The sequence below is a fragment of the Paenibacillus chibensis genome, assembly GCF_004001045.1.
GTDB classification, from domain to species: domain Bacteria; phylum Bacillota; class Bacilli; order Paenibacillales; family Paenibacillaceae; genus Paenibacillus_AQ; species Paenibacillus_AQ chibensis.
Genome location: NZ_BIMK01000047.1, coordinates 1 through 25,505, shown reverse-complemented (window position 1 = coordinate 25,505; position 25,505 = coordinate 1). Strand labels below are relative to the sequence as shown.

The following is a 25,505-nucleotide window of genomic DNA, read 5'->3' as shown; positions in this document are numbered from 1 at the left end:
GATAGCTTAGTATCGATTCAGGAATAGACCATGAGGAGCTTCTGCCAGAAATAGGCCCGGTGTGCTACGAACCCGGTATATATGACTGGATTCAGAAGCTTTTCATGTTTTGAGCAAGGGGGAAGAAGGCATGGACAAGTCTGACGAGAAGAGAAAACGGTTTGAACTTCTGATCAAGCAGGGTGAAATCCCCCCCGCATTAATTGATCCTTATTTTTTGGACGGTTATATCGAGCAGGTCGAAACAAGCCGGAGCAATCAGGAATGGGTTATTACGATTGTCAAGGAGAGCTTGGTGCCTGCCGAGGTGTATCGGGGCTTCAGTCTGAAGCTTAGAGAGAAAATGCAGCATATCGCCAAAATCTCTTTGATATTCAAATATGGTTCTGCCGTCGATCCCGAGGAAATCGTCAACACGTATTGGAACCTGTTTTTGGAGTGGATTCACAGGGAGATCCCTTCGGTGAACGGCTGGATGGCAAGAGCCGCTCATGAGCTTGACGGGGATGTCCTGACGGTAACGATGACAGACAACACCTCGCTCGAGCTCGCGCGGAAGAAACAGATAGATCAAGGAATCATGCGTTTTTATCAGCAGTATTTTTCGCTTCCACTTCGGGTAAAAGTTCAGATAGGCGAAGCCAGTCGGGACGCTTATGAGGAATTCGAGCAGAAAAAGCTGCAGGAGGAGCGCGAAGTCATCCAAAAGATGATCACGACAATGGAAGCGGAAGCGCGCGCCGAGGAGGATGATGGAGAGGAAGTGCGGCTGCAGATCGGTTACGACATCAAAGAGCAGCCCGTGCCGATCCAGGAAATCCAGGATGAGGAGAAGAAAATCACGATTCAAGGTACGATTTTCGGCCTGGACAGCAAAGAGCTGCGCAACGGAAGCACGCTGTTCATGTTCAACCTCACGGATTTCAGCGATTCTCTGCAGATGAAAATGTTTGCGAAGACGAAGGAAGACTTGAAAATCATGAGCTTGCTCGCTAACGGCAAATGGGTGAAGGCGCGCGGCCGGGTTGAATATGACCGCTTTATGCAAATTCCCGAGCTCGTCATGATTCCTTCGGATCTATCGGAAGTGCAGGCACCTCCTTCCCGCAAAGATAACGCGCCGGAAAAACGCGTAGAGTTCCATCTCCATTCAACCATGAGCACGATGGATGCGGTCACGCCGGTCGACCAATACATCAAGACAGCGGCCAAATGGGGACATAAAGCGATCGCGATTACCGATCACGGCGGCGTACAATGCTACCCGGATGCGGCCAAAGCGGCGAAGAAAAACGGCATCAAGATGATTTACGGCGTGGAAGCGAACGTGGTGAACGACTCCGTGCCGGTCGTGATGCAGCCGCAGCCGATCGAGCTGAAATCGGCGACATACATCGTATTCGATATCGAGACCACCGGTCTGTCGATCACGAACAGCAAAATTACCGAGCTTGCCGCCGTCAAAATGCGGGAGGGCCAGGAAATCGACCGGTATGCCACATTCGTCAATCCGCATGAGAAGATTCCATACCACATCCAGCAGCTGACGAATATTACGGATGAAATGGTCAAGGACGCTCCCGATCTCGAACCTGTGCTGCAGGAGTTTGTGAAATTTGCCGGCGACGGCATTCTGGTTGCCCATAACGCGCGTTTCGACGTTGGCTTCATTCAGGCTTCCCTGAAAGAATACGGCATGCCGCAGATGGAGAATCCGGCACTGGACACCCTTGAGCTTGCCCGCTTGCTCCATCCGAGCATGAAGAATCACCGCCTGAATACGCTCGCTGACAAATACAAAGTGCTGCTGGAAAGCCATCACCGCGCGATCGACGATACGGTGGCATTGGCAGGGATATTGAACGGGTTATTGGCTGACGCCGAAAAGATTAAGGGCCTTACGATGCTCGACCGGCTGAACGACTATGTCGGGACCGACCTGTCCAACACGCGTCCGTTCCACTGCGGCATTTATGCACTTAACATGACGGGCAAGAAAAACCTGTTCAAGCTGATTTCCATGTCGCATACGGAATACTTCAAGCGTGTGCCTTGCATACCGAAATCTAAACTCGTTGAGATGCGAGAAGGGCTGTTGGTTATATCGGGCTGCGAGAAGGGCGAATTTTTCGAAACCGTGCTGAACAAAACGTTGGAAGAAGCGATGGAAGTAGCCGAGTTCTACGATATTCTGGAGATTCAGCCTTTGACCATGTATATGCACTTGGTTGATAAAGGCTTGGTCGGAAGTCCGACGGAGCTGAAAGCGGCGATCAAAACGATCTGCGACATCGGCGAAAAGCTGAATAAACCGGTCATTGCTACCGGTAACGTGCACTATCTCGACCCGCGGGACAAGCTGTTCCGCGACATTACGATTCATGGCATCACCGGCTTCAGCCCGCTGAAGGATATTCGCAAGCCGGATGCGCATCTGCGAACAACCGATGAAATGCTGGAAGAGTTTGAGTTTTTGGGCAAGGAAAAAGCGATGGAAGTCGTCGTGAAAAATACCAATGAGCTGGCAGACCGCTTCGAGGAGCTGGAGCTGTTTCCGGACAAACTTTTTACTCCGATTATCGAAGGGGCGGATGAAGAAATCCGCAATACCTGCTATGCAACCGCAAGGTCGATTTACGGGGAGGAGCTTCCGGAGGTCGTGGTCGCGCGTTTGGAAAAAGAGCTGGAGCCGATTATCAAATATGGCTTCTCTGCCAACTATCTGATATCAGAGCGCCTGGTTAAAAAGTCGAACCGGGACGGGTACCTGGTAGGCTCGCGGGGTTCCGTCGGATCATCCGTCGTTGCGACCTTCCTTGGCATCTCCGAGGTTAATCCATTGCCGGCGCATTATATATGTTTGAATGAGGCGTGCAAGTATAGCGAATGGTTTCTGGATGGCAGTGTCCCGAGCGGATTCGACCTTCCGGACAAGACCTGTCCGCATTGCGGAAATAACCTGAAGGGCGAAGGCCAGGACATTCCGTTTGAAACCTTCCTAGGCTTTAAAGGGGATAAGGTTCCCGATATCGATCTTAACTTTTCCGGCGAATATCAGCCGCATGCGCATAACTACACCAAGGAAATCTTCGGCGAGAAGTGCGTATTCCGGGCAGGTACCATCGGAACGGTCGCAGAAAAAACTGCGTTTGGTTATACGAAAAAATACGAGGAAGACCATCATCAGAAATGGCGCGGAGCAGAGCTTAGCCGTCTTGCCGCTGGCTGCACGGGCGTGAAACGCAGTACCGGCCAGCATCCGGGCGGTATCGTAGTCGTTCCGGATTACATGGAAGTGGAGGATATCACTCCCGTCCAGTTTCCGGCGGACGATACGAGCGCGGAATGGAAGACGACGCACTTCGATTACCACGCCTTCGACGCGAATCTGCTTAAGCTCGATATTCTTGGACACGACGATCCGACAATGATGCGGATGCTTCAGGATCTGACGGGCGTCGATCCGACGACGATCCCGATGAACGATCCGAAGGTCATGAGCATGTTCAACTCGACGGAGGCGCTCGGCGTAACGCCAGAGCAAATACGGACGCCCGTCGCAACCTATGGCGTGCCCGAAATGGGAACCAAGTTTGTACGCCAGATGCTGATCGAATCTAAACCGTCATCGTTTGCCGATTTGCTGCAAATTTCGGGACTCTCCCACGGAACGGGCGTATGGCTCGGCAATGCGCAGGAATTGATCAAGAACGGCACATGCAACATCAAAACCGTAATCGGCTGCCGTGACGATATTATGCTCTTCCTGATTTATAAAGCGGGTATGGATGCGAGCCTGGCCTTTAAAATTACCGAGAGTGTGCGTAAAGGTAAGGGGCTAACGCCGGAATGGATTGAAGAAATGAAGCGGTGCAAGGTGCCGCAATGGTACATTGACTCCTGCTTGAAAATCCAGTACATGTTCCCGAAAGCTCACGCCGCCGCATATGTTATTTCAGCGGTCCGTACGGCATACTTCAAATTGTATTATCCGATTCATTATTACGCGACGTATTTCTCGGTCCGGGCCGAGGATTTTGACATCGAACTCTGCTGCCAAGGCTATGACGCCATCAACCGGCAGATTAGCGAGATCGAGCAAAAAGGCTTCCAGGCGACAACCAAGGAGAAAAGCATGCTGCCGGTATTGGAAATGGCGCTCGAAATGACGGCGCGGGGCTTCAGCTTCAAGAACCTCGATCTGTACCGTTCGGAAGCGACACGGTTTATCGTGGACGGCGATGCGTTGATTCCTCCGTTCTCCGCCATGCAGGGGATCGGTGAAAACGCGGCCCGCAATATTGCCGCGGCAAGGGAACAAGGCGAGTACCTGTCCATCGAGGACTTCCAGCAGAAGTCCAAGGCAAGTAAGTCCATCATCGAGCTGCTGACGCAGATGGGCTGCTTCCGGGGATTGCCCGAAAGCAATCAGCTTTCCTTGTTCTAATCCCTTGGGGGAAAAAGGTTTTTTTCAGCGGTTTGACCGGTCGCGAAAAGCGCGCATCCCTTGCTGGGACTGAGGGTAGTCAAGGAGAGATACTTGTCAGTGTTGCCAGACTATGTTATAATTTTTTTGGCAATCATGGAGATAAAACCGTTGTTTAAAGAGTGGGGCGACCCACTCTTTACTCTTTGGTATATAGGATATTGAAAGTCTTGGAGGTAATAATCTTTGAGCACACCGAAGATCAAGGAAACTGTAGAAGAAATGGTCCAGCCTTTTTTGGATGAGCATAATTTTGAACTTGTGGACGTGGAATACGTCAAGGAAGGAAGCAATTACTTCCTGCGTGTTTATGTTGACAAGGAGGGCGGCATCGACATTGATGACTGCGGCATGGTCAGCGAATACCTCAGCCAGAAGCTGGATGAGAATGATCCCATTCCAACAGCCTATTTTCTGGAGGTTTCTTCCCCTGGCGCCGAGCGTCCGCTGAAGAAAAGCGAAGACGTGGCCAAAGCAGTAGGCAAAGATGTTTTTGTTACCGTATACGAGGCGGTTGACGGTCAGAAGGAATTCGAAGGCCGGCTGCTGTCGTTTGACAACGAGGAGCTCGTGATTTCCATGGGCAAAAAGCAGTATGCCATTCCGTATGCGAAAGTCGCCAGTGCCAGACTGGCCATTATTTTTTAAAAGGCAAATTAAAGAAAGGGGGAACTGATTTCCAATGAGTATGGATTTTATTGAAGCGATGAATGAGTTGGAAAGAGAGAAGGGAATCAGTAAGGACATCTTGTTCGAGGCGATCGAAGCCGCGCTGATTTCCAGTTACAAACGTAATTTTAACACGGCACAAAACGTGCGTGTCGATATGAACCGCAATACGGGGGTTATTAAAGTGTATGCCCGCAAGCTGGTTGTGGAAGAGGTGCTGGATCCGCGCACCGAAATTTCACTGCCTGCCTCAAGGGAAATAAATCCCCATTTTCAACTGGAGGATATCGCCGAAATTGAAGTCACACCGCGAGATTTCGGACGCATTGCCGCCCAAACAGCGAAGCAGGTCGTTACACAGCGTATCCGTGAAGCGGAGCGCGGCCTGATCTACAACGCTTTCGTGGATAAAGAGGAAGATATCGTTACCGGAACCGTTCAGCGCCAGGATCTTCGCAATTTTTATGTCGATTTGGGTAAAGTCGAAGCCGTACTGCCGCTTAGCGAGCTGATGCCTAACGAAAAGTTCAAACACGGCGATCGCATCAAAGGGTACATTACCAAGGTAGAGAACACCACGAAGGGACCGCAAATCATGTTGTCCCGTACACATCCGGGCCTCTTAAAGCGTCTGTTTGAGCTCGAAGTGCCTGAAATTTTTGACGGTGTCGTGGAAATTCGCTCGGTGGCGCGCGAAGCAGGCTTCCGTTCCAAAATTGCGGTCTACTCCCGCAACCCGGAAGTGGATCCTGTAGGATCCTGCGTCGGCCCGAAAGGCCTTCGTGTGCAGACCATTGTCAATGAGCTGCGCGGAGAAAAAATCGATATTGTTCGCTACTCGGAACTCGTGGAGGAATATGTGGCAAACGCCCTGAGCCCGTCCAAGGTTCTGGAAGTGATCGTGTTTGAAGAAGAAAAAATGGCACGCGTCATCGTACCTGACTACCAGCTGTCTCTGGCTATCGGTATCAAAGGTCAGAACGCCCGTCTCGCGGCCAAGCTGACCGGCTGGAAGATCGACATCAAGAGCGAAAGCCAGGCGGAGCAGGAATTCGGCAGACCGAAGACATCCTCGACTGAAATGCATCAGGATTCCGTCTCCGTCGATTAATATTACAGGAAGCGGGGGTCAGGCCAAGATGAAGCAAAGAAAGGTACCGCTGCGCAAATGCGTAGCATGCCAGGAAATGATGCCGAAGAAAGAACTGATCCGCATTGTGAAAACGCCGGAAGACGAAGTGTTGATTGACCTGACTGGCAAGAAGTCTGGACGCGGAGCTTATCTGTGCGGGAAAGTATCATGCTTTAAGCTGGCGCAAAAGAACAAGTCACTGGATCGTGCCCTCAAGCATCATGTGAAACCGGAAATCTATGAACAGCTCGCCGAGGATTTTATTTCGGTGGAGGATGAATTCCTGTCAGTGAAGGAAAGATCGAATGATGAATAAGTTCTTCTCTCGCTTGGGTCTTGCCATGCGGGCGGGAAAGATTCAGACCGGTGACGAAATTGTGCTAAAGGCAATACGGTCTTCTGAAGCAAAGCTAGTCATACTTGCGGGTGACGCCTCAGCAAATACACAGAAAAAGTTCCGCGACAAATGCGGAACGTACAACATCCCTCTGGTGATCGGATTTGACCGCGAAAGTCTGGGCACAAGCATAGGTAAACCCGAAAGGGTTGTGCTCGCAATTACGGATCAAGGATTCGCAGAAATGATCTCCAAAAGCTTGGAGATAATGTCGGAGGTGGAGTATATTGAGTAAACAAGACAGTAAAGATAAACTGCGTGTGTACGAATATGCCAAATCATTAAATATGAGCAGCAAAGAAATTATTACCATTTTGAAGAGGCTGAATGTTCCCGTGAACAATCATATGAGCGTGATGGAGAATGATTCGGTCTCAAAAGTGGAACAATTTTTTCGAGATATAAAATCGAATGCCGCTGCGAAAAGAGAAAGCGGGGAAATTCAAACGACAGCAAATACGTCTTCTATAAAAAATGACAACCGGGCAGATCGAAATCAGGGCAACCGGCCGCAAGGCCAAAGCCAACCCCAAAAACAACAGGAAAAGCAGGTAAGTATGAATAATAAATCAAATCAAACCACAACAACCAATGGTTCCCAAAGAACCCAAGGCGGGCAGGATACCCGTAGAAGTCACAGCTCTTCCCAAGGCGGAAATTCCGGCGGAAGACCGCAAGGACAGCATAACGGAACAGGCAACCGCAGCCAAAGCGCGGGCTCGAACTCGGGCAATCGCAACCAAGGCTCTTCCCAAGGGGGACGTCCGCAGGGATCTTCTTCTGCCGGAGCGAACCGTGGTCAGGGAGGTCAGCAATCCGGAGGGCAGCGTCCGAGCAGCAGCCAAGGTCGTCCGCCGCAATCCGGCGGCCGTCCGCAACAGAGCGGAACGCGTCCGGAAGGCGGATCGAGCGATAATTTCTCGAGAACAACCGATAATCGCGGCGGTCGTGCTCCGGGACAAAACCAGAACCGCAGCAAAGGCGGAGGCAACAAGCGTTTTGAGGACGGCAACGGCAAGTCCAACTCGTTTAACCGCAACAATCGCGGCGGGAAGAATAACCGCGGCAGACAGCAAAACCAGCCTCCTCGCGAAAAAATCGACAATACGCCGAAGAAGATCATCGTCCGCGGCAATATGACCGTTGGCGAAACGGCGAAGCTGCTTCATAAAGACGCTTCCGAAGTTATCAAGAAGCTGATTCTGATGGGCGTTATGGCAACCATCAACCAAGAGCTTGACATTGATACGATTCTCCTGCTTGCCGGAGAGTTCGGTGTTGAGGTTGAAGTGAAAATCGTTGTGGAAGACGACCGTTTCGAAACGACGGAAGAGAATGACGATCCGGCTGACTTGAAGGCTCGTCCGCCTGTTGTCACGATTATGGGTCACGTTGACCATGGTAAAACGACCCTGCTGGATGCCATTCGTTCCACGAACGTAACCGGCGGCGAAGCAGGCGGCATCACGCAGCATATCGGTGCCTATCAGGTAGAAATCAACAACAAGAAAATTACGTTCCTGGATACACCGGGCCACGAAGCCTTTACGGCCATGCGTGCACGCGGTGCCCAGATTACAGATATCACGATTATCGTGGTTGCGGCCGACGACGGTGTCATGCCGCAAACGGTGGAAGCCGTAAACCATGCGAAAGCGGCTGAATTGCCGATTATCGTAGCGGTGAACAAAATCGATAAGCCGGACGCCAATCCGGATAAAGTTAAGCAAGAGCTTACCGAATACGGCCTGGTACCGGAAGAGTGGGGCGGGGACACCATTTTCGTTAACGTTTCGGCGAAACAGAAAATGGGACTTGAGGACCTGCTGGAAATGATCCTACTCGTATCTGAGGTTAACGACTACAAAGCCAACCCGGACAAACGCGCTCGCGGCGCTGTCATCGAGGCTGAGCTTGATAAAGGCCGCGGTCCAGTTGCACGGATTCTGGTGCAGCATGGTACCCTTAAAGTCGGCGACGCATTCGTAGCGGGTAATTGCTTTGGACGTGTTCGTGCGATGGTGAATGATAAAGGCCGCCGTCTGAAAGAAGCCGGGCCTTCCACGCCGGTGGAAATCACCGGTCTGACAGAGGTTCCGCAAGCCGGCGATCCGTTCATGGTATTCGAGGACGAGCGCAAAGCCCGCTCGATTGCCGATAAACGCTCCATCACTCAGCGTCAATCGGATCTCGGAAGCAATGTGCGCGTCACGCTGGATGATTTGTTCCAACATATCAAAGACGGCGAGATCAAAGATCTGAATGTTATCATTAAAGGTGACGTTCAAGGTTCGGTCGAAGCACTGAAAGGCTCTTTGGCCAAAATTGAAGTGGAAGGCGTTCGCGTCAAGATCATCCACAGCGGTGCCGGTGCCATTACGGAATCGGATATCATTCTGGCGGCTGCATCGAATGCGATCGTGATCGGCTTTAACGTCCGTCCTGATCCGCAAGCTGGAGCAACGGCTGAGCAGGAGAAAGTGGATATTCGTCTGCATCGCGTCATCTACAATGTTATCGAAGAAATCGAGCAGGCCATGAAAGGCATGCTGGATCCTGAATACAAAGAAGTGGTCATCGGTCATGCCGAAGTCCGCAACCTGTTCAAAATCAGTAAAGTGGGCACCATTGCCGGATGTATGGTCACACAGGGCAAAATTTCGCGTAATGCTGAAGCTCGCCTGATCCGTGAAGGCATCGTCGTTCATGAAGGCAAAATTGACACGCTCAAGCGCTTTAAGGATGATGCCAAAGAAGTTGCCCAAGGCTATGAATGCGGTATTACCCTGCAGGGTTATAATGACCTTAAGGAAGGCGACGTCATCGAGGCATTTGTCATGGAGACCGTCGAGCGCAAGTAGGTAAAGAGGTGAACAAGAATGGCTAAAATACGCGTTGGACGCGTTGGCGAGCAGATCAAGAAGGAACTGAGCCAACTCATCCAAACCGAACTGAAAGACCCGCGCATCGGCTTCTTAACCGTAACCGGCGTGGACGTAACGAATGATTTATCCCAAGCCAAAATTTATCTCAGCGTGCTGGGTGACGAGGAACAAAAAGCGAACTCTCTAAAGGCTTTGGAGAAAGCAAATGGCTTTCTCCGTTCCGAGCTCGGCAAGCGGATTCGTCTTCGCCACACGCCCGAGCTGATTTTTAAATTCGATGAGTCGATTGCTTACGGCAGCCACATCGAAAAGCTTTTGGGCGAGATCGGCAAAAACGAATCGAACTAACTTAAATGAACTAAAGATTTAGCTTGCTTCTCCTGAAAATCGCGATGATGCAGGAGAAGGATTCCTCTTTCTTTAGTTCAATTTATGTAAATACGGTTTTAAAGGAGAAGGCAATGCAGACCTATGAACAGTCGCTTGAGCAGGCGAAGCAGTTTCTGCTAAAGCATGATGATTATCTAGTAGTGTCGCATATTCAGCCAGATGGAGACGCAGTCAGTTCCACCGTAGCAGTGGGCTGGCTTCTCTCATGTCTGGGCAAAAAATTCACTCTGATTAATGAAGGGCCCATACCGGAGCGGATGCGCTTTTTGCTATTATCCGATCAAATTGTGAACATGGAGCAGCAGCCGCTGAACCGTACCTTCAAGCATGTGATTTGCGTGGATTGCGCCGATTTTGGGCGAGTGGGTCTGACCGCACAGTATTTCGAAGAGGATGCGCTGCTGTTGAACATCGACCATCACCCTACGAACAACGGGTATGGCAGTTCGACGCTCATTCGGCCGGAAGCCGCCGCAACCGCCGAAATTCTGTACGATTTGATCCAAAGCTTTGGATTCAAATGGACTACGGCTATCGCAACTGCGATTTATACAGGCCTGTTGACCGATACCGGTGGATTTCGCTATTCGAACACATCTCCCAAAGTGATGCAAATTGCTTCGGAGCTGCTGGGACATGGCGTAAACGGCCCGGAATTATCCGAAAATCTGCTGGAGTCGATGAGTTTCCCGCAAATGAAGGTGCTCGTTAAGGCGCTGAATACGCTGGAGATGACTCCGGACGGGAAAGTTTGCTGGGTTTACGTCACACCGGAGCATATGGCGGAGACGGGAGCGGTCAACGAGGATCTCGAAGGGATCGTCAACTATCCCCGGAACATTCACGGCGTCGAAGTCGGCATTTTATTTAAAGTCATAAATGACAATGCGGTGAAGGTTAGTCTTCGTTCGGCAGGGAAAGTCGATGTGGCGGCTCTTGCGCAAAGCTTTGGCGGCGGCGGGCATGTGCGTGCCGCAGGCTGCCGCGTCGAGGGCTCCCTGGAATCCATTATTCAGCAGGTCGTAGAGCGGGTGAAATCACAATTATGAATCTTGAAGGGGTTTTGGCCGTCGATAAGCCGGCAGGTATGACTTCTCATGACGTCGTAGCCAGAACGCGCCGGATTTTGAAAATGAAACGGATCGGGCATACAGGCACGCTGGATCCGGAAGTAACCGGAGTCCTGCCGCTTTGTCTAGGCAGAGCGACGAGAGTTGTCGAGTACATGCAGGAGCTTCCGAAGGAATACGAAGCAACGCTGCGTCTTGGCTTGGCAACGGATACGGAAGATTTGACGGGTCAAATCATTCAGCAGGTTGACCAGGTGAACGTGACGGCTGAAGAGGTTGAACAGGTTTTGAATTCTTTTCAGGGCCTCATTTCACAGGTACCACCCATGTATTCTGCGGTCAAGGTGGACGGCAAGCGCTTATACGAGCTGGCACGCGAAGGCAAGACCGTTGAGCGTAAAAGCCGCGAAGTGACAATCTATGAGATCGAGATGAAAGCCATGGAAAGCAGCGGCCCGTTCCTGGATGTATCCTTCCGTGCGCTTTGCTCCAAAGGGACGTATATCCGGACGCTGTGCGTGGATATCGGACGGGCCTTGGGACTGCCGTCGACGATGGTGAAGCTGACCAGAACGATGTCGGCTGGCATAACAGCCCAAGACTGCCTGACATTGGAGCAGATCGAGCAGCTGATGCAAGCCGGAGAGCTGCAGAAGCATCTCATACCGGTTGATCATGCGATCCGTCACTTGCCGGCCCATACCGTTTCAGAGGAGAAAGCCGCAGCTGCAGTGCAGGGACAAAGGCTTTCAAGCCGTGCGGTTGCACCCGAAGTTCATACTCCGGGCTGCATTCGCCTTTATAATAGCGCTGGCTTGTTCCTGGGGATCTTTGAAAAGCAGGAAGAAACAGGCGCGATCGCTCCGGTTAAAGTGTTTTTACCGGAGACGTGATATGATTGGATATCAGGATATCAATATCGAATTGCAGGTGAGAACGTTGTGAAGACTGTAAATATATCCCATCCTCTGCCGGCCGGCATTATCGCTGAGAATGCAGGTCCGCAAATCGCTGCGCTTGGACAATTCGATGGTGTGCACCAGGGGCATCAGAGCGTGATTCGTTCTGCTGTAAAGCTCGCCCAGGCCAAGGGAGTTCCTGCTGCGGTGGTTACCTTTCACCCACATCCGAAGGATGTGATGAAAAAAGGCAATTATGAGGGGAATCTAACTCCGTTGCAGGAAAAGCAAGAGCTCCTTGCCGCCATGGGTGTCGACATTCTTTATGTGGTAGATTTCAACGAGCCCTTCTCGCAGCTTAGCCCGAAGGCTTTCGTGGATGGTATGCTGCTCGCCTTGGGAATTCAAACGGCCATCGTCGGCTTTGATTTCCGTTTTGGCCACAAAGGCGAGGGAGATGCAGAAATGCTGCGGGCGCTCGGAGCCGGGCAGATGAACGTCGAAATCATTCCGCCCTTCGAGCTGGAAGGACAAAAGGTGAGCAGTTCCTCGATCCGCAAAGCGCTGCAGGCTGGTGAACTGGCCGAAGCGAACCGTCTGCTCGGCCATGCCTACCGTCTGCGCGGCGTCGTCGTTGATGGTGATAAACGCGGAAGAACCATCGGCTTCCCGACCGCGAATCTGCGTTTGGAAGACAAGTACGTGGTTCCTGCCAAAGGCGTATATGCGGTACGCTCCCTCGTCGAAGGAGAGTGGCTGTCCGGCGTCATGAACATGGGCGTTAAACCGACCTTCCAGGACGGGGTTACCGCTCCTAGCTACGAGGTTCACCTTCTGGATTTTGACCGTGATATCTACGGGCAAAAGCTGACGGTAGAATTGATTTCCTATATTCGTCCGGAACGGAAATTCCCTTCGATTCAAGAGCTGATCGCTCAAATCCAAGCGGATGCCGATACGGCCAGACGGATTTTGGAGTCGTCCAAATAAACGATATGGCGATCATTTACTTTTTTACGTAAAGTATGCTATACTGATAAACGTCGCTGGTAAGCAGCGTCAATAACCTTGGCTTGGTTACACGATCTCACCGACGGTAACGAGGCTAACGGCGATTATTTAATTTTTAAGGAGGTGAATAGGATGGCATTGACTCAAGAACGTAAACAACAACTGATCGAAGAGCACAAAACTCATGAGTCCGATACAGGATCCCCAGAGGTGCAAATTGCTATCCTTACGGAGAACATCACGAACTTGACTGATCACTTGCGCTCGCACAAGAAAGATCATCATTCCCGTCGTGGATTGCTGAAAATGGTCGGTCAACGCCGTAAGCTGTTGGCATACCTGAAAAACAAAGATGTTAAACGCTACAGCGCTCTGATTGAAAAACTCGGATTGCGTCGTTAATATCCGTATGGTCTACTTAAAGCAGCCTGGTTGTTCACCGATTGTCCTTTTAGGAGTGACAGCGGTGGGAACCGGGTTGCTTTTTATGCAGGCCTTATATGAATTGACCCTTAGCTGGGAATAATGTGTTATGAAAAGGAGGGATTTCATGGAAAGTCGTGTAGAAATGCAGCTGGGCGGAAGAACCCTGATCCTGGAAACGGGACGTCTTGCGAAACAGGCCAATGGCGCCGTCATGGTCCGTTACGGGGAAACCGCCGTTCTTTGTACTGTAACTGCTTCCAGTGAACCTAAGGATTTGGACTTTTTTCCGTTGACCGTTAACTACGAGGAAAGATTGTATGCGGTAGGCAAAATTCCAGGAGGATTTATCAAACGTGAAGGCCGTCCTAGTGAGAAAGCGATTCTTGCGAGCCGTCTGACGGACAGACCGATCCGTCCGCTTTTCCCTGAAGGTTTCCGTAATGATGTACAAGTCCTCAATCTCGTCATGAGTGTGGATCAAGACTGCTCTCCTGAAATTGCGGCTATGATCGGGACTTCAGCTTCCCTGAGCATTTCCGACGTGCCGTTTAACGGTCCGATTGGCGGTGTTGTGGTTGGCCGTGTCGACGGACAATTCATTATCAACCCGACCATCGCGCAGCAGGAAGTCAGCGATGTGTACTTGGTCGTGTCCGGCACCAAAGATGCCATCATGATGGTGGAAGCCGAAGCGAACGAAGTGCCGGAAGAGGTTATGCTCGAAGCGATCATGTTCGGCCACGAGGAAATCAAGAAAATTGTGGCAGTGATCGAGCAGCTGGTTGAAAAAGCAGGCAAGCCGAAAATGGAAGTCAAGCTGCATGCGGTTAACGCCGATGTGAACACACAGGTTCGCGAACATGCGGAAGCCCGTTTGGTTGAAGCGGTACGCATTGCTGAAAAGCATGCACGCCAGGATGCGATTGACGCCATTAACGATGAAACCGTCACTTACTTTGAACAACAATACATAGAGACCCCCGAGCTGCTCTCGGATGTCAAGGAAGTTCTCCATGATATTGTCAAAGAAGAAGTTAGACGTCTGATTACGCATGACAAGGTGCGTCCGGACGGCCGAAAATTGGATGAAATCCGTCCGATCGAGTGCGATACGAGCATTTTGCCGCGGACTCACGGTACCGGTCTGTTTACGCGTGGACAAACCCAGGCCCTTAGCGTATGTACGCTCGGAGCTCTCGGGGACGTGCAGATTCTCGATGGCATCGACCTGCAGGAAACCAAGCGCTTCATGCATCATTACAACTTCCCGCCGTTCAGCGTAGGCGAAGCCCGTCCGCTCCGCGCACCGGGACGCCGCGAAATCGGCCATGGCGCGCTCGGCGAAAGAGCTTTGTCCAAGGTCATTCCGTCCGAAACGGAGTTCCCATACACGATTCGTCTGGTTTCCGAAGTGCTGGAATCCAACGGCTCCACTTCCCAGGCCAGCATTTGCGCAAGCACATTGGCCATGATGGATGCAGGTGTACCGATTAAAGCACCGGTTGCCGGCGTAGCCATGGGTCTGATCAAGGATGGAGGACATGTATCCATTTTGACGGATATTCAAGGCATGGAAGACCATTTAGGTGATATGGACTTTAAAGTCGCTGGTACATCCGAAGGCGTAACCGCGATTCAAATGGATATCAAAATTGACGGAATCGACCGTCAAATTTTGCAGGATGCTTTGAAGCAGGCTAAAGAAGGACGCATGTTCATCCTCGGCAAAATGATGGAAGCCATCCAAAAGCCAAGGGAATCCCTGTCTCCTTATGCGCCTAAGATCATCGTCATGAACATCAATCCGGACAAAATCCGTGATGTCATCGGCGCTGGCGGTAAAATCATCAACAAAATTATTGAAGAGACCGGCGTGAAAATCGATATTGAACAGGATGGCCGCGTATTTATCGCTTCCTCCAATGAAGAGATGAATCAAAAGGCTCGTTCGATTATCGAGGGCATCGTACGCGAAGTACAGGTCGGCGAAATTTATGTCGGCACGGTGAAACGGGTCGAGAAATTCGGAGCGTTTGTGGAAATTTTGCCGAACAAGGAAGGTCTCGTTCACATTTCCCAATTGTCCACCGAGCGTGTAGCCAAGGTTGAAGATGTTGTGGCGATCGGCGATTCCATTACCGTTAAGGTAACCGAAATCGATCAGCAGGGTCGCATCAACCTGTCCCGCAAAGCGGTATTGACAGCGGAAACGAAAGCTTAATTGCGAGCGAATAATTGATTATTATGACAGTTTGGCAAGGGCGGATAAGGTCTTGCGAAAGAGGCAGAATGTAACCACTTCTGGCTCTTTTTTTTCAGGCTTTGTCAAGCTCGGTTCTCTTCCTAATCATATTCCGCAGGACTTGTTCATATGATGGGACAAAGCGGGTAAGGGAGATGAGCGGAGCTATGAATGGAAGAAAGGGTGCGGTACTGCTAGCCTGTTTTGCTACGGTGCTGGGAATCGGCCAAACCGGCGTGGTCGGTGAATATATACAAGGTGCGGTGCAGCAGCCGGCAGCCGTCAGCGCTTGGGCTCCCAAGGCGAATGACATGCAGCAGGATCCCCTTTATAAGCAGATCGTTGAGAAAAGGGAGCAAACCCGAATTCAGCCGGTGGACGCGGTGCTTGACCGCGTATGGAAGGCGATTCCCGGGTATAACGGACTGGAAATTGATGCGGAGGAGACCTACAAGCAGGCCAAAGCCGCCGGAGTCTCCACTCCGATTACATATGTGTACCGCCAGATTCCTCCGAAAGTCAAACTCGAGGACTTGGGTGCAGAGCCGATTTATCGGGGAAATCCGAACAAGCCTATGGTTGGGCTGATGATCAACGTGGCTTGGGGCAACGAGTTTATCGTGCCGATGCTGGATATATTGGATGAGGAGAAGGTAAAGGCTACCTTCTTTTTTGATGGAAGCTGGCTGAAAAAGAATCCGGAACTGGCCAAAGAGATTCAAAAGCGCGGCCATGAGCTGGAAAACCACGCTTATACGCATCCGAATATGAGCCAGCTCAGCGAATACCGTGCTTCGCTGGAAATCAGCAAAACCCAAAAGCTGCTGAAGGAAAGCCTGGGCGTAGATAATACCTGGTTTGCGCCGCCATCGGGAGATTTTAATCAGCAGACCGTGCGTATCGCGCATGGTTTAGGCTTGAAAACGGTCTTATGGACGCTCGATACGGTGGATTGGAGGAATCCATCGCCGGATTCGGTCGTAAATAAAATCTCGAACAAGGTTCAGGCTGGCACGCTGATTCTCATGCATCCGACGGCATCCTCCTCCCAGGCGTTGAAGGGAATGATCCGGGTGATCAAGCAAAAAGGCCTGATCGCGGGTAGCGTTGGCCAGACGCTTTCACCTGAGCGCGTCATTCCACCCGGCAGTTGAGTGAGCCTGCGTTTTTTGGTAGCATAGGGAATGCGTTAAAAGCCAGTGGATTGATATTATTTTAGGAGGGCCTTTCGCGTGAAAAAAATAAAACTGACCAATGGCCTAAGAGTTGTCATGGAGAAAATACCGACATGCCGGTCGGTTTCTTTTGGTATTTGGGTTAAAACAGGATCACGGCATGAACATCAAGGCAATAATGGCGTTTCGCATTTTATCGAGCATATGCTCTTTAAGGGAACGGAACGCTTTGATGCCAAAGACATAGCAGAGCAGTTCGATGCCATCGGCGGCAACGTGAACGCGTTTACGTCGAAGGAGTACACATGCTATTACGCCAAGGTTCTGGATGAGCATCTGCCGATCGCGGTCGATGTGCTGTCCGATATGTTCTTCCGTTCAGCGCTGGACGAAGGGGAGCTTGCGAAAGAGAAGAATGTTATTCTTGAGGAAATTTCCATGTATGAAGATACCCCGGATGACCTGGTACATGATTTGATGGCGAAAGCCGTCTATGGCGACCATCCGCTTGCCTATCCGATTCTGGGCACGCAGCAGCAGCTTGACCCTATGGGTCCTGCGGAGCTGAGAGCTTACATGGATGAGCATTATACGATTGAAAATACGGTTATCAGCATTGCGGGGAACATCGAGGAAGACCGCGTTGTGGAGTTGATGGAGCGCCATTTCGGCCAGTTCAATAATCACAGCGAGGTTAAGGAGATCGAAGCGCCGGGATTCCACAGCAATCTGTTATTCCACAAAAAGAAGACAGAGCAGAATCATATCTGCTTATCGCTTCCGGGCTGCTCGATACATGACCCGCTTCAGTATGCCATGATCTTGCTTAACAATGTCATCGGCGGCGGTATGAGCTCGAGACTGTTCCAGGAAATTCGTGAAAAGAGGGGGTTAGCCTACTCCGTATACTCTTATCACAGTTCCAACGAGGACAGCGGGCTGTTCACCGTCTACGCGGGAACGGCTCCGAAGCAGACGAAGGACGTGCTGGATCTCACCAAGGAGGTCCTGTCCGATATCGCTCGCAACGGGATAACGGAAGATGAGCTGAAGAAGGGCAAGGAACAGCTGAAAGGCAGCTTGATCCTGAGCCTGGAGGGAACGGGAAGCCGTATGAACCGTCTTGGCAAAAACGAGCTTATGCTCGGCAAGCATAATTCTCTGGACGAGATGATCGAAAAAATAGAAAATGTCAGCATGAAGGATGTCGACGCCGTGCTGGACCGCATGTTCAGCGAGCCTTTTGCGCTTGCCATGGTTGGAGCATCCGATAAACCGATTGCAGGACTTAGAAGGGATGATTTCGTTGCATTACGTACAAATTCATAAACTTCCGGGGCATGATGATGTGAAGATGCCGGAGAAAATGTCCAGCGCAGCCTCGGGGTACGACCTGTACGCCGCCGTAGAGGAGCCTATAACACTGCATCCCGGGGAGCGCAAGCTGATACCGACCGGTATTGCGCTGGCTATGCCGGAAGGGCTGGAAGCCCAAATACGTCCGCGCAGCGGACTTGCTTTGAAGCACGGCATAACCTGCCTGAATACGCCTGGAACGATCGATGCGGATTACCGCGGAGAGATCAAAGTGCTGCTCATTAACCTTGGGCAGGAACCGTTTGCAATTGCCCGCAACGAACGGATTGCCCAAATGGTTTTCCAGGAGGTGCCACAGACCCAGTTCGAGCAGGTGGAAGCATTGTCGGACACCGTTCGGGGTGCCGGAGGTTTTGGCCATACAGGGAAGTAACAAAAATAAGTCTGCCACGTTTCCGCAATGGAACGCCGGCAGGCTTTTTTTTTGCGCGGATTCACTCATTTTACCCCTTACTTTGATCAGGCGTTTTCACCGATTGCTAGGCAGCGGCATAAGATGTTCCATAACAGTGCTTTTTGAAAGGAGTGACATCCTTATGCTGACAGGAGTCCAAATCGTATTCCTAGGCGGGGATGCGCGTCAGGTTGAGGTGATCCGCAAATGTTCGGAAATGGATGCCACCGTCAGCGTTGTCGGCTTTGATAATCTGAAGCAAAAGCTCCAGGGAGTGATCAGAGATCATCTGACGGCTGAGCTGCTTGCCGCTGCGGATGTCCTGGTCCTTCCTGTCGTGGGCTGTGATGACAATGGCAACATCCATACGCAATTCTCGAATGAGCAGCTGAAGCTCCAGGATGAACATATGGCGTCACTGCGCAAGGGCTGCAAGGTATATACCGGCATGGCCAAACCTTATCTGCGGAGCCTGTGCGCCCAGCATGAGATTAAACTGGTTGAACTGCTGGACCGGGATGAGGTGGCGATCAGCAACTCCATTCCGACAGCTGAAGGTGCGCTCGTCATGGCTATACAGAACACGGATTTTACGATACATGGATCGCGGTGCATGGTACTGGGATTGGGCAGAACCGGATTTACGATGGCCAAAAGTTTGCAGGGTCTGGGAGCAAAAGTGAAGGTGGGAGTCCGCTCTGAAAAGGATGTCGCACGGGCGGAGGTGATGGGCTGGGAGCCTTTTCTGACAAGGGATTTGGGGGATCATGTGAGCAATATTGACTTGATTTTTAACACAATTCCGACTATGATAGTCACAGCACAAATCCTGTCCAAAATGCCTCTAAGCTCCGTCATCATTGACCTTGCTTCCGCTCCCGGAGGATGTGATTTCCGGTATGCGGAGAAGCGGGGGATCAAGGCGCTGCTGGCCCCCGGACTCCCAGGAATCGTAGCTCCCAAAACGGCTGGATTGATCATTGCCGGTTCGCTGGTACAGTTGATTTCGGATGAGTTCAAGACTCGGGGGGATGGAGAATGAATTGGCAGGGTAAGACGGTAGGCTACGCGATTACGGGATCACACTGCACGCTCGAAGAAATCATGCCGCAGGTAAAGCGGTTTGTGGATGAAGGCGCCAAGGTGGTGCCGATTGTATCCAATTCGGTACAGGTGACGGATACACGCTTTGGAACAGCTCAGAATTGGCTGCAGCAGCTGAAGGACATCACTGGCAATGATATCATTTCCAGTATTGTTGATGCCGAGCCGCTGGGGCCGTCCAAATTGCTCGATGTGCTGGTGATTGCGCCGTGCACGGGGAATACCACCAGCAAGCTTGCGAACGCGATGACAGACACTCCGGTGCTCATGGCCGCCAAGGCGCAAATGAGGAATCTGCGTCCGCTTGTGCTGGCGATTTCCACCAATGACGGCCTCGGGTTAAATGCAGCCAACATCGCGAAGCTTTTAGTGACCAAAAATATTTACTTCGTTCCTTTCGGTCAGGATAATCCTCTGCAGAAGCCAAACTCGCTTGTCGCGCAAATGGATCTGATTCCCGAGGCCTGCTATGCCGCACTGGAAGGAAGACAGCTTCAACCGATGATTCTTCAGCGGATATTCTCGGCTTAACGTAAGTTGCCCCGGGAAGAAGCAATCCTTAGCTTAGCATAAGGGTTCGAATAAATTAATCATCGTCGGAGCAGCTCCCACGATATCATCCTTGTTGGTTAGGAGTATTTGCGGGTCTGCAATGTCGAACTTAAGACGGACTTTGAACTGAAGACGTTAATAGTTTTTTGGCGGAAGCGGTGGTCGCCTGCGAAGGACGATCACGCATTCCGCTCCTATCCGCTTGCGACTGATGCCGCAGGAATACCGGACGTTTTTTTGTAGGGCGGGCGTTTGCGCCGCGTTCTTGGTGTTAGCAAAGCCCGTAACATGTGGATTGTCATGGATAATCTGATGGAGGGTGCAGCAGGGAATGCTGCTTCTGATTGCCGGGATTACAGCAGCCAAACGTTTCGCGCGTTCTTAGTCGTATGGAGGAATGGAAATGAGCATTTTAGTTCAAAAATTCGGCGGGACTTCATTGTCAACACCGCAAGCAAGAGAACTTGTTATCAAACACATCAAGCGTGAATTGTCCGCCGGATATCAGCTCGTCGTCGTTGTCTCCGCCATGGGACGCAAAGGCGAGCCATATGCTACAGACACGCTCCTGGACTGGGCAGCCCAGAACGGTGACGCTCTGCCAGCACGCGAAAGGGATTTACTGCTGTGCTGCGGTGAAATCATATCGGCGGCGACGCTGTGCAGCCTGCTGGAGCATGCGGGGATTCGAGCAACAGTGCTTACCGGAGCCCAGGCGGGCTTCATCACCGACGATCAATACGGGAATGCCCGGATTAAGGATGTTCGCCCGGGGCGCATCGTTTCGGAGCTGGAAACGCATCAGGTCGTCATTGTGACCGGCTTCCAAGGTCAAACCGAGGCCGGCGATTTCACGACGCTCGGCAGAGGCGGGAGCGACACGTCGGCAACCGCGCTGGGTGCTGCGCTCCATGCCGAAATGGTGGATATCTATACGGATGTGAACGGGATATTGACCGCGGATCCGCGAATTGTGGAGGATGCGAAGCCACTGCCGTTCGTGAGTTATGCCGAAATATGCAATATGGCGCAGTATGGTGCCAAGGTCATTCATCCGCGTGCCGTGGAAATTGCCATGCAGGCTCAGGTACCTGTTCGGGTGCGCTCCACGTTCTCGGAAGACGAAGGCACGCTGGTGACGCAGCCTGAGGGCTTCAAGGACGTTCAGCTTGGCATTATGGACCGCTATGTGACCGGGATTGCTTACGTAAGCAACGTAACGCAGATTACGGTAGACTGCGAAGGCGCGGGCCACAATCTTCAGCTGCAGGTATTCAAGTCCATGGCGGAAAATTCCATCAGCGTCGACTTTATTAATGTTACCCCGACGGGTGCCGTCTATACCGTATTTGACTTCGATTCGGACAGGGCGATCACGGTTTTGCGGGATCTCGGACTGAGCCCCAAAGCGTTATCGGGCTGCGCTAAGGTGTCCGTCATTGGCGGCGGGATTAACGGAGTGCCCGGCATCATGGCGAAGATCGTCGAATCGCTGAGCGAGCAAAATATACAGATCCTGCAATCTGCGGATTCAAATACGACGATATGGGTGCTTGTTAAAAAAGAAGATATGGTGCAGGCATTGCGTGCTCTTCATACCAAATTCGAACTTCATCGTTAATAAACAAAACCGCTTTATGAGCACGTCCTATCGTTTGAGGAGGTTATACAAGTGGATTTCGGAAGACTGATTACAGCCATGATTACGCCTTTTGACGAGCAAGGGAAGATTAACTGGCCGGAAACAGCGAGCATGATCGAGTATTTGATCGGAGAGCAAAAAACGGATTCTCTGGTCATTTGCGGAACGACGGGCGAATCCCCCACGCTGAACGAGGAAGAAAAGCTCGAACTGTTCGCATTCGCGCTCGAGAAAGCCAAGGGCCGGTGCAAAATCATTGCTGGAACCGGCAGCAATGGCACCGAGCATTCGATTCATCTGACGCGCGAGGCTGAAAAGCTGGGCGTAGATGGAGCTTTGCTGGTTGTGCCTTATTATAATAAGCCCAGCCAGGAAGGGATGTATCGACATTTCGAGGCGATTGCCCGCAGCACAAGCTTGCCGATCATGCTTTACAATGTTCCGAGCCGCACGGTAGCGAGCATCAGCGCTGCAACTACGCTGCGCCTTGCCGAGATTCCTAATATTGTAGCAACGAAGGAATGCGCATCGATTGAACAAGTCACACAAATCGCCTCCTGCGCCCCGGCTTCTTTCCGGGTGTATTCGGGGGATGATGCTTCTGCACTTCCTGCTCTGGCTGTTGGTGCGCATGGCATCGTTAGCGTAGCCAGCCATTTGATCGGTGCGTCCATGAAGGATATGATCGAGGCGTATTTGAACGGAAACGTTGCCGAGGCAGCAAAACTGCATCAAAAGCTGTTCCCGGTGTTCAAAGGATTGTTTGAATGCCCAGCTCCTGTTCCGAACCCTTCGGCACTGAAATATGCGCTGAATCTTCTGGGGCACCCGGTAGGCGGAGTTCGGCTGCCTCTGGTGGACCCAAGCGAATCCGAAATGGCATTTATACGCGATCTTGTCGCATCTTTGTAAGTCATAACCCATCAGATTTTGAAGAACAGCGTCCAATGCGGACGCTGTTTTTTTGGCGTTTATAGCCTAATTTTACAGGAGATGAACATACTTGCTCGGAGGGTGACTTGTGTTTTGCGTTTTTAATCATGTATAATGAGGTCAAGTGACTGGGTGCGGTATATTTTTGAAATATAAATACTATAAAATGGTACGACGTCCAAGACCATAGGAGGTTTAGATTCATTTGTCTAAAAAAAATAATAACGATAAATTGACGATATTTGCATTGGGCGGCGTCGGTGAAATCGGGAAAAATATGTATGTTGTTCAATACGCGAATGACATCGTAGTCGTAGATTCCGGCTTGAAGTTCCCTGAAGAGGACATGCTTGGTATCGATATTGTCATCCCGGATATCAGCTACCTGACAGAAAACCGCGACAAAGTAAGAGGCATTTTGCTGACACATGGACACGAAGATCATATTGGCGGACTGCCTTACGTGTTGAAACATCTGAATGTTCCCGTTTACGGAACCAAGCTTACGCTCGGGCTTGTCGAGAACAAGCTGAAGGAAGCGAACCTGCTTGGTGAAACCAAACGAATTCTGATTAATGAGGATTCTGAAGTCGAGCTGGGTTCGACCCTGAAAGCAACGTTCTTCAGAACGAACCACAGTATTCCCGATTCCGTCGGCATCTGTATTGCAACACCGGAAGGCAATGTTGTTCATACAGGTGACTTCAAGTTCGACCATACGCCGGTTAACGGTCAGTATGCGAACCTGCAGCGGATGGCAGCGATCGGGGAAGAGGGCGTACTTGCCCTGATGTCCGATAGTACCAACGCGGAGAAACCAGGATTTACACCATCGGAGAAGAACGTCGGTGTTGTGCTGGAAGATATTTTCCGTAAAGCATCGCAGCGTGTGGTGATCGCGACTTTCGCTTCGAACGTGCATCGTATTCAGCAAGTTGTGAATGCTGCAGAATCGACAGGACGCAAAATTACCGTTATCGGACGCAGCATGGTGAACGTGGTTTCCATCGCTTCCGATCTGGGTTATCTGCATGTACCTGACGGCATGCTGATTGAACCGGAAGAAGTCAACAAAATGGCTGCCGACCGTGTCGTCGTCTTGTGTACAGGCAGTCAGGGCGAGCCGATGTCCGCATTGACACGCATGGCCCGTTCGACCCATCGCAAGGTTGATATTTTGCCAGGTGATACCGTTATCATTGCCGCTACTCCGGTTCCGGGTAATGAAAAATATGTAGGCCGTACGATCGATGAACTGTTCCGCTTGGGCGCTAACGTGATTTACAGCGGATCCAATTCCGGCGTTCACGTATCGGGACACGGCAGCCAGGAAGAGCTTAAGCTGATGCTCAACCTGATGAAACCGAAATATTTCCTTCCGATTCACGGTGAGTACCGTATGCAGCGCAGACACGCACTGCTGGCAGAATCGGTTGGCGTAGATCCGGATAACATTTTTATCACCGATATCGGTGAAGTTGTTGAAATTCAAAATGGCGCAGCCCGCAAAGCCGGTAAAGTCACTGCCGGTAACGTGCTGATCGACGGATTGGGAGTAGGCGACGTAGGCAACATTGTACTTCGCGACCGCAAGCTGCTTTCCCAGGACGGCATTCTGGTCGTTGTCGTAACCCTGAGCAAACAGGACGGTACAATCATGTCCGGTCCGGACATTATCTCTAGAGGTTTCGTATATGTTCGCGAATCCGAGGGGCTGTTGGACGAAGCAAACCGTATCGTGTCCAGCACGCTGCAGAAACTGATGAGCGAAAATGTGAATGAGTGGGCTTCCCTGAAAACCGGAGTCAAGGATGCGCTGGGACGGTTCTTGTATGAACAAACCCGCCGCAGACCAATGATTCTACCAATCATTATGGAAGTGTAATTCTTGATAGTCAAAATGAGTGGCGAAAGCTTGATATACCAGCACTTTCACTTACCAAGGTAGTCACTTGACCACGAGTTGCCCCAATTACGCTCATCTGCTCATCTTTCGTCGCAAGTGAAGTTATGGACGAGACTTTCTTGAATCGAGAGGGCAATAAGCGTAGAGAATGACAGATTTGATTTGTGAATCACATATGCGAACGAGGCGCAGCACCGGCATTGGCGGAGCTGCGCTTTTTGATTTGATGCGCAACATAACCTCTTTTGAATGAATGCAGTTCTGCACGGGAACAATACGACGGATTCAATCCAAACGAGGAGGCTATTTGCAAATGACGATGGTTCGCGATGTAATGACAAAGGATGTTAAAGTCTGCTCACCTCATGATCCGGTGACGGCGGCAGCACGCATTATGCGTGATATTAACTGCGGTTCGGTACCGATTTGCGAAGGCAAAAAGGTGCTCGGCATGATCACAGACCGGGATATTGTGCTCGACTGCGTGGCGGCCGGGAATAATCCGAACGATGTTCACTGCCATGACTGCATGACCGGTGATGTGATCACCTGCTCGCCTGACGACGATGCCCATGAGTGCGCCCGTATGATGGCCGATCATCAGATCCGCCGCATTCCGGTGGTGGACCAAGGGGAGCTTGTCGGCATCTGTGCAATTGGAGATTTGGCGACCATCAATATTCATGTGAACGAAGCCGGCGAGGCGCTCAGCCGTATCTCCGAGCAGCTTCATTAATTTTTGAAAAGCTGTGGAGTGCGGTTAAAAAGAGACGTTGAAAAGTAGATGAAAAGCACCTGTGGGGTGCTTTTTTTTT

At 51.2% G+C, this 25,505-nt stretch carries 21 protein-coding genes; all 21 read left to right on the top strand.

The window, feature by feature from the left end; translation table 11 throughout:
* Positions 1-130: 130 nt before the first annotated feature.
* The 21 genes from PCH05_RS25660 to PCH05_RS25560 all read left to right on the top strand — a co-directional run bounded on the left by PCH05_RS25660 (position 131) and on the right by PCH05_RS25560 (position 25,426).
* The gene (locus PCH05_RS25660; protein ID WP_127607320.1) at positions 131-4,447 is read left to right on the top strand and encodes a PolC-type DNA polymerase III; all 4,317 of its coding nucleotides are present in this window, start codon (positions 131-133) and stop codon (positions 4,445-4,447) included.
* A 225-nt stretch (positions 4,448-4,672) separates the two neighbouring features.
* Positions 4,673-5,134 (top strand): ribosome maturation factor RimP, encoded by a 462-nt coding sequence (gene rimP / locus PCH05_RS25655; protein WP_127607319.1) that lies wholly within the window; start codon positions 4,673-4,675, stop codon positions 5,132-5,134.
* Positions 5,135-5,168: 34 nt separating this feature from the next.
* The gene (gene nusA, locus PCH05_RS25650) at positions 5,169-6,266 is read left to right on the top strand and encodes a transcription termination factor NusA (protein WP_127607317.1); all 1,098 of its coding nucleotides are present in this window, start codon (positions 5,169-5,171) and stop codon (positions 6,264-6,266) included.
* A gap of 28 nt (positions 6,267-6,294) precedes the next feature.
* The gene (gene rnpM / locus PCH05_RS25645) at positions 6,295-6,603 is read left to right on the top strand and encodes an RNase P modulator RnpM (protein ID WP_127607315.1); all 309 of its coding nucleotides are present in this window, start codon (positions 6,295-6,297) and stop codon (positions 6,601-6,603) included.
* A complete protein-coding gene (locus PCH05_RS25640; RefSeq protein ID WP_127607335.1) occupies positions 6,596-6,919 on the top strand; it encodes a YlxQ family RNA-binding protein in 324 nt (107 codons plus the stop codon). Before rnpM ends, PCH05_RS25640 begins: the two co-directional genes overlap by 8 nt.
* Positions 6,912-9,545 (top strand): translation initiation factor IF-2, encoded by a 2,634-nt coding sequence (gene infB / locus PCH05_RS25635; protein WP_127607313.1) that lies wholly within the window; start codon positions 6,912-6,914, stop codon positions 9,543-9,545. Before PCH05_RS25640 ends, infB begins: the two co-directional genes overlap by 8 nt.
* A gap of 18 nt (positions 9,546-9,563) precedes the next feature.
* Positions 9,564-9,917, top strand: coding sequence for a 30S ribosome-binding factor RbfA (rbfA, locus tag PCH05_RS25630; RefSeq protein ID WP_127607311.1), 354 nt, complete (start codon positions 9,564-9,566; stop codon positions 9,915-9,917).
* 113 nt (positions 9,918-10,030) lie between these two features.
* Positions 10,031-11,008, top strand: a complete 978-nt coding sequence (locus tag PCH05_RS25625; protein WP_127607309.1) for a DHH family phosphoesterase — start codon at positions 10,031-10,033, stop codon at positions 11,006-11,008.
* Positions 11,005-11,922 (top strand): tRNA pseudouridine(55) synthase TruB, encoded by a 918-nt coding sequence (gene truB, locus PCH05_RS25620; RefSeq protein WP_174806308.1) that lies wholly within the window; start codon positions 11,005-11,007, stop codon positions 11,920-11,922. Before PCH05_RS25625 ends, truB begins: the two co-directional genes overlap by 4 nt.
* A 48-nt stretch (positions 11,923-11,970) precedes the next feature.
* Positions 11,971-12,918 (top strand): bifunctional riboflavin kinase/FAD synthetase, encoded by a 948-nt coding sequence (locus tag PCH05_RS25615; protein ID WP_127607305.1) that lies wholly within the window; start codon positions 11,971-11,973, stop codon positions 12,916-12,918.
* Positions 12,919-13,071: 153 nt separating this feature from the next.
* Positions 13,072-13,341: a 30S ribosomal protein S15 gene (gene rpsO / locus PCH05_RS25610; protein ID WP_127607303.1), complete on the top strand. Its 270-nt coding sequence runs from the start codon at positions 13,072-13,074 to the stop codon at positions 13,339-13,341.
* 148 nt (positions 13,342-13,489) lie between these two features.
* Entirely contained in the window at positions 13,490-15,586 is a 2,097-nt protein-coding gene (pnp, locus tag PCH05_RS25605) for a polyribonucleotide nucleotidyltransferase (protein ID WP_127607301.1), read from the top strand.
* Between the two features lie 188 nt (positions 15,587-15,774).
* Positions 15,775-16,761, top strand: coding sequence for a polysaccharide deacetylase family protein (locus tag PCH05_RS25600; protein WP_127607299.1), 987 nt, complete (start codon positions 15,775-15,777; stop codon positions 16,759-16,761).
* 117 nt (positions 16,762-16,878) lie between these two features.
* Positions 16,879-18,111 carry a M16 family metallopeptidase gene (locus PCH05_RS25595; protein ID WP_371860589.1) on the top strand — a complete coding sequence of 411 codons (1,233 nt, stop codon included), beginning with the start codon at positions 16,879-16,881 and terminating at the stop codon, positions 18,109-18,111.
* Positions 18,080-18,532, top strand: a complete 453-nt coding sequence (gene dut, locus PCH05_RS25590) for a dUTP diphosphatase (RefSeq protein ID WP_174806307.1) — start codon at positions 18,080-18,082, stop codon at positions 18,530-18,532. The genes PCH05_RS25595 and dut overlap by 32 nt, the downstream gene beginning before the upstream one ends.
* 163 nt (positions 18,533-18,695) lie before the next feature.
* Complete coding sequence (dpsA, locus tag PCH05_RS25585) at positions 18,696-19,595, top strand: dipicolinate synthase subunit DpsA (RefSeq protein WP_127607293.1); 900 nt, start codon at positions 18,696-18,698, stop codon at positions 19,593-19,595.
* Complete coding sequence (locus tag PCH05_RS25580) at positions 19,592-20,188, top strand: dipicolinate synthase subunit B (protein ID WP_127607291.1); 597 nt, start codon at positions 19,592-19,594, stop codon at positions 20,186-20,188. Before dpsA ends, PCH05_RS25580 begins: the two co-directional genes overlap by 4 nt.
* Before the next feature lie 424 nt (positions 20,189-20,612).
* Entirely contained in the window at positions 20,613-21,830 is a 1,218-nt protein-coding gene (dapG, locus tag PCH05_RS25575) for an aspartate kinase (RefSeq protein WP_127607289.1), read from the top strand.
* Between the two features lie 51 nt (positions 21,831-21,881).
* Entirely contained in the window at positions 21,882-22,763 is an 882-nt protein-coding gene (dapA, locus tag PCH05_RS25570) for a 4-hydroxy-tetrahydrodipicolinate synthase (protein WP_127607287.1), read from the top strand.
* Positions 22,764-22,989: 226 nt separating this feature from the next.
* Complete coding sequence (locus PCH05_RS25565; protein ID WP_127607285.1) at positions 22,990-24,669, top strand: ribonuclease J; 1,680 nt, start codon at positions 22,990-22,992, stop codon at positions 24,667-24,669.
* 334 nt (positions 24,670-25,003) lie between these two features.
* Positions 25,004-25,426 carry a CBS domain-containing protein gene (locus tag PCH05_RS25560; protein ID WP_127607283.1) on the top strand — a complete coding sequence of 141 codons (423 nt, stop codon included), beginning with the start codon at positions 25,004-25,006 and terminating at the stop codon, positions 25,424-25,426.
* Positions 25,427-25,505 lie beyond the last annotated feature (79 nt).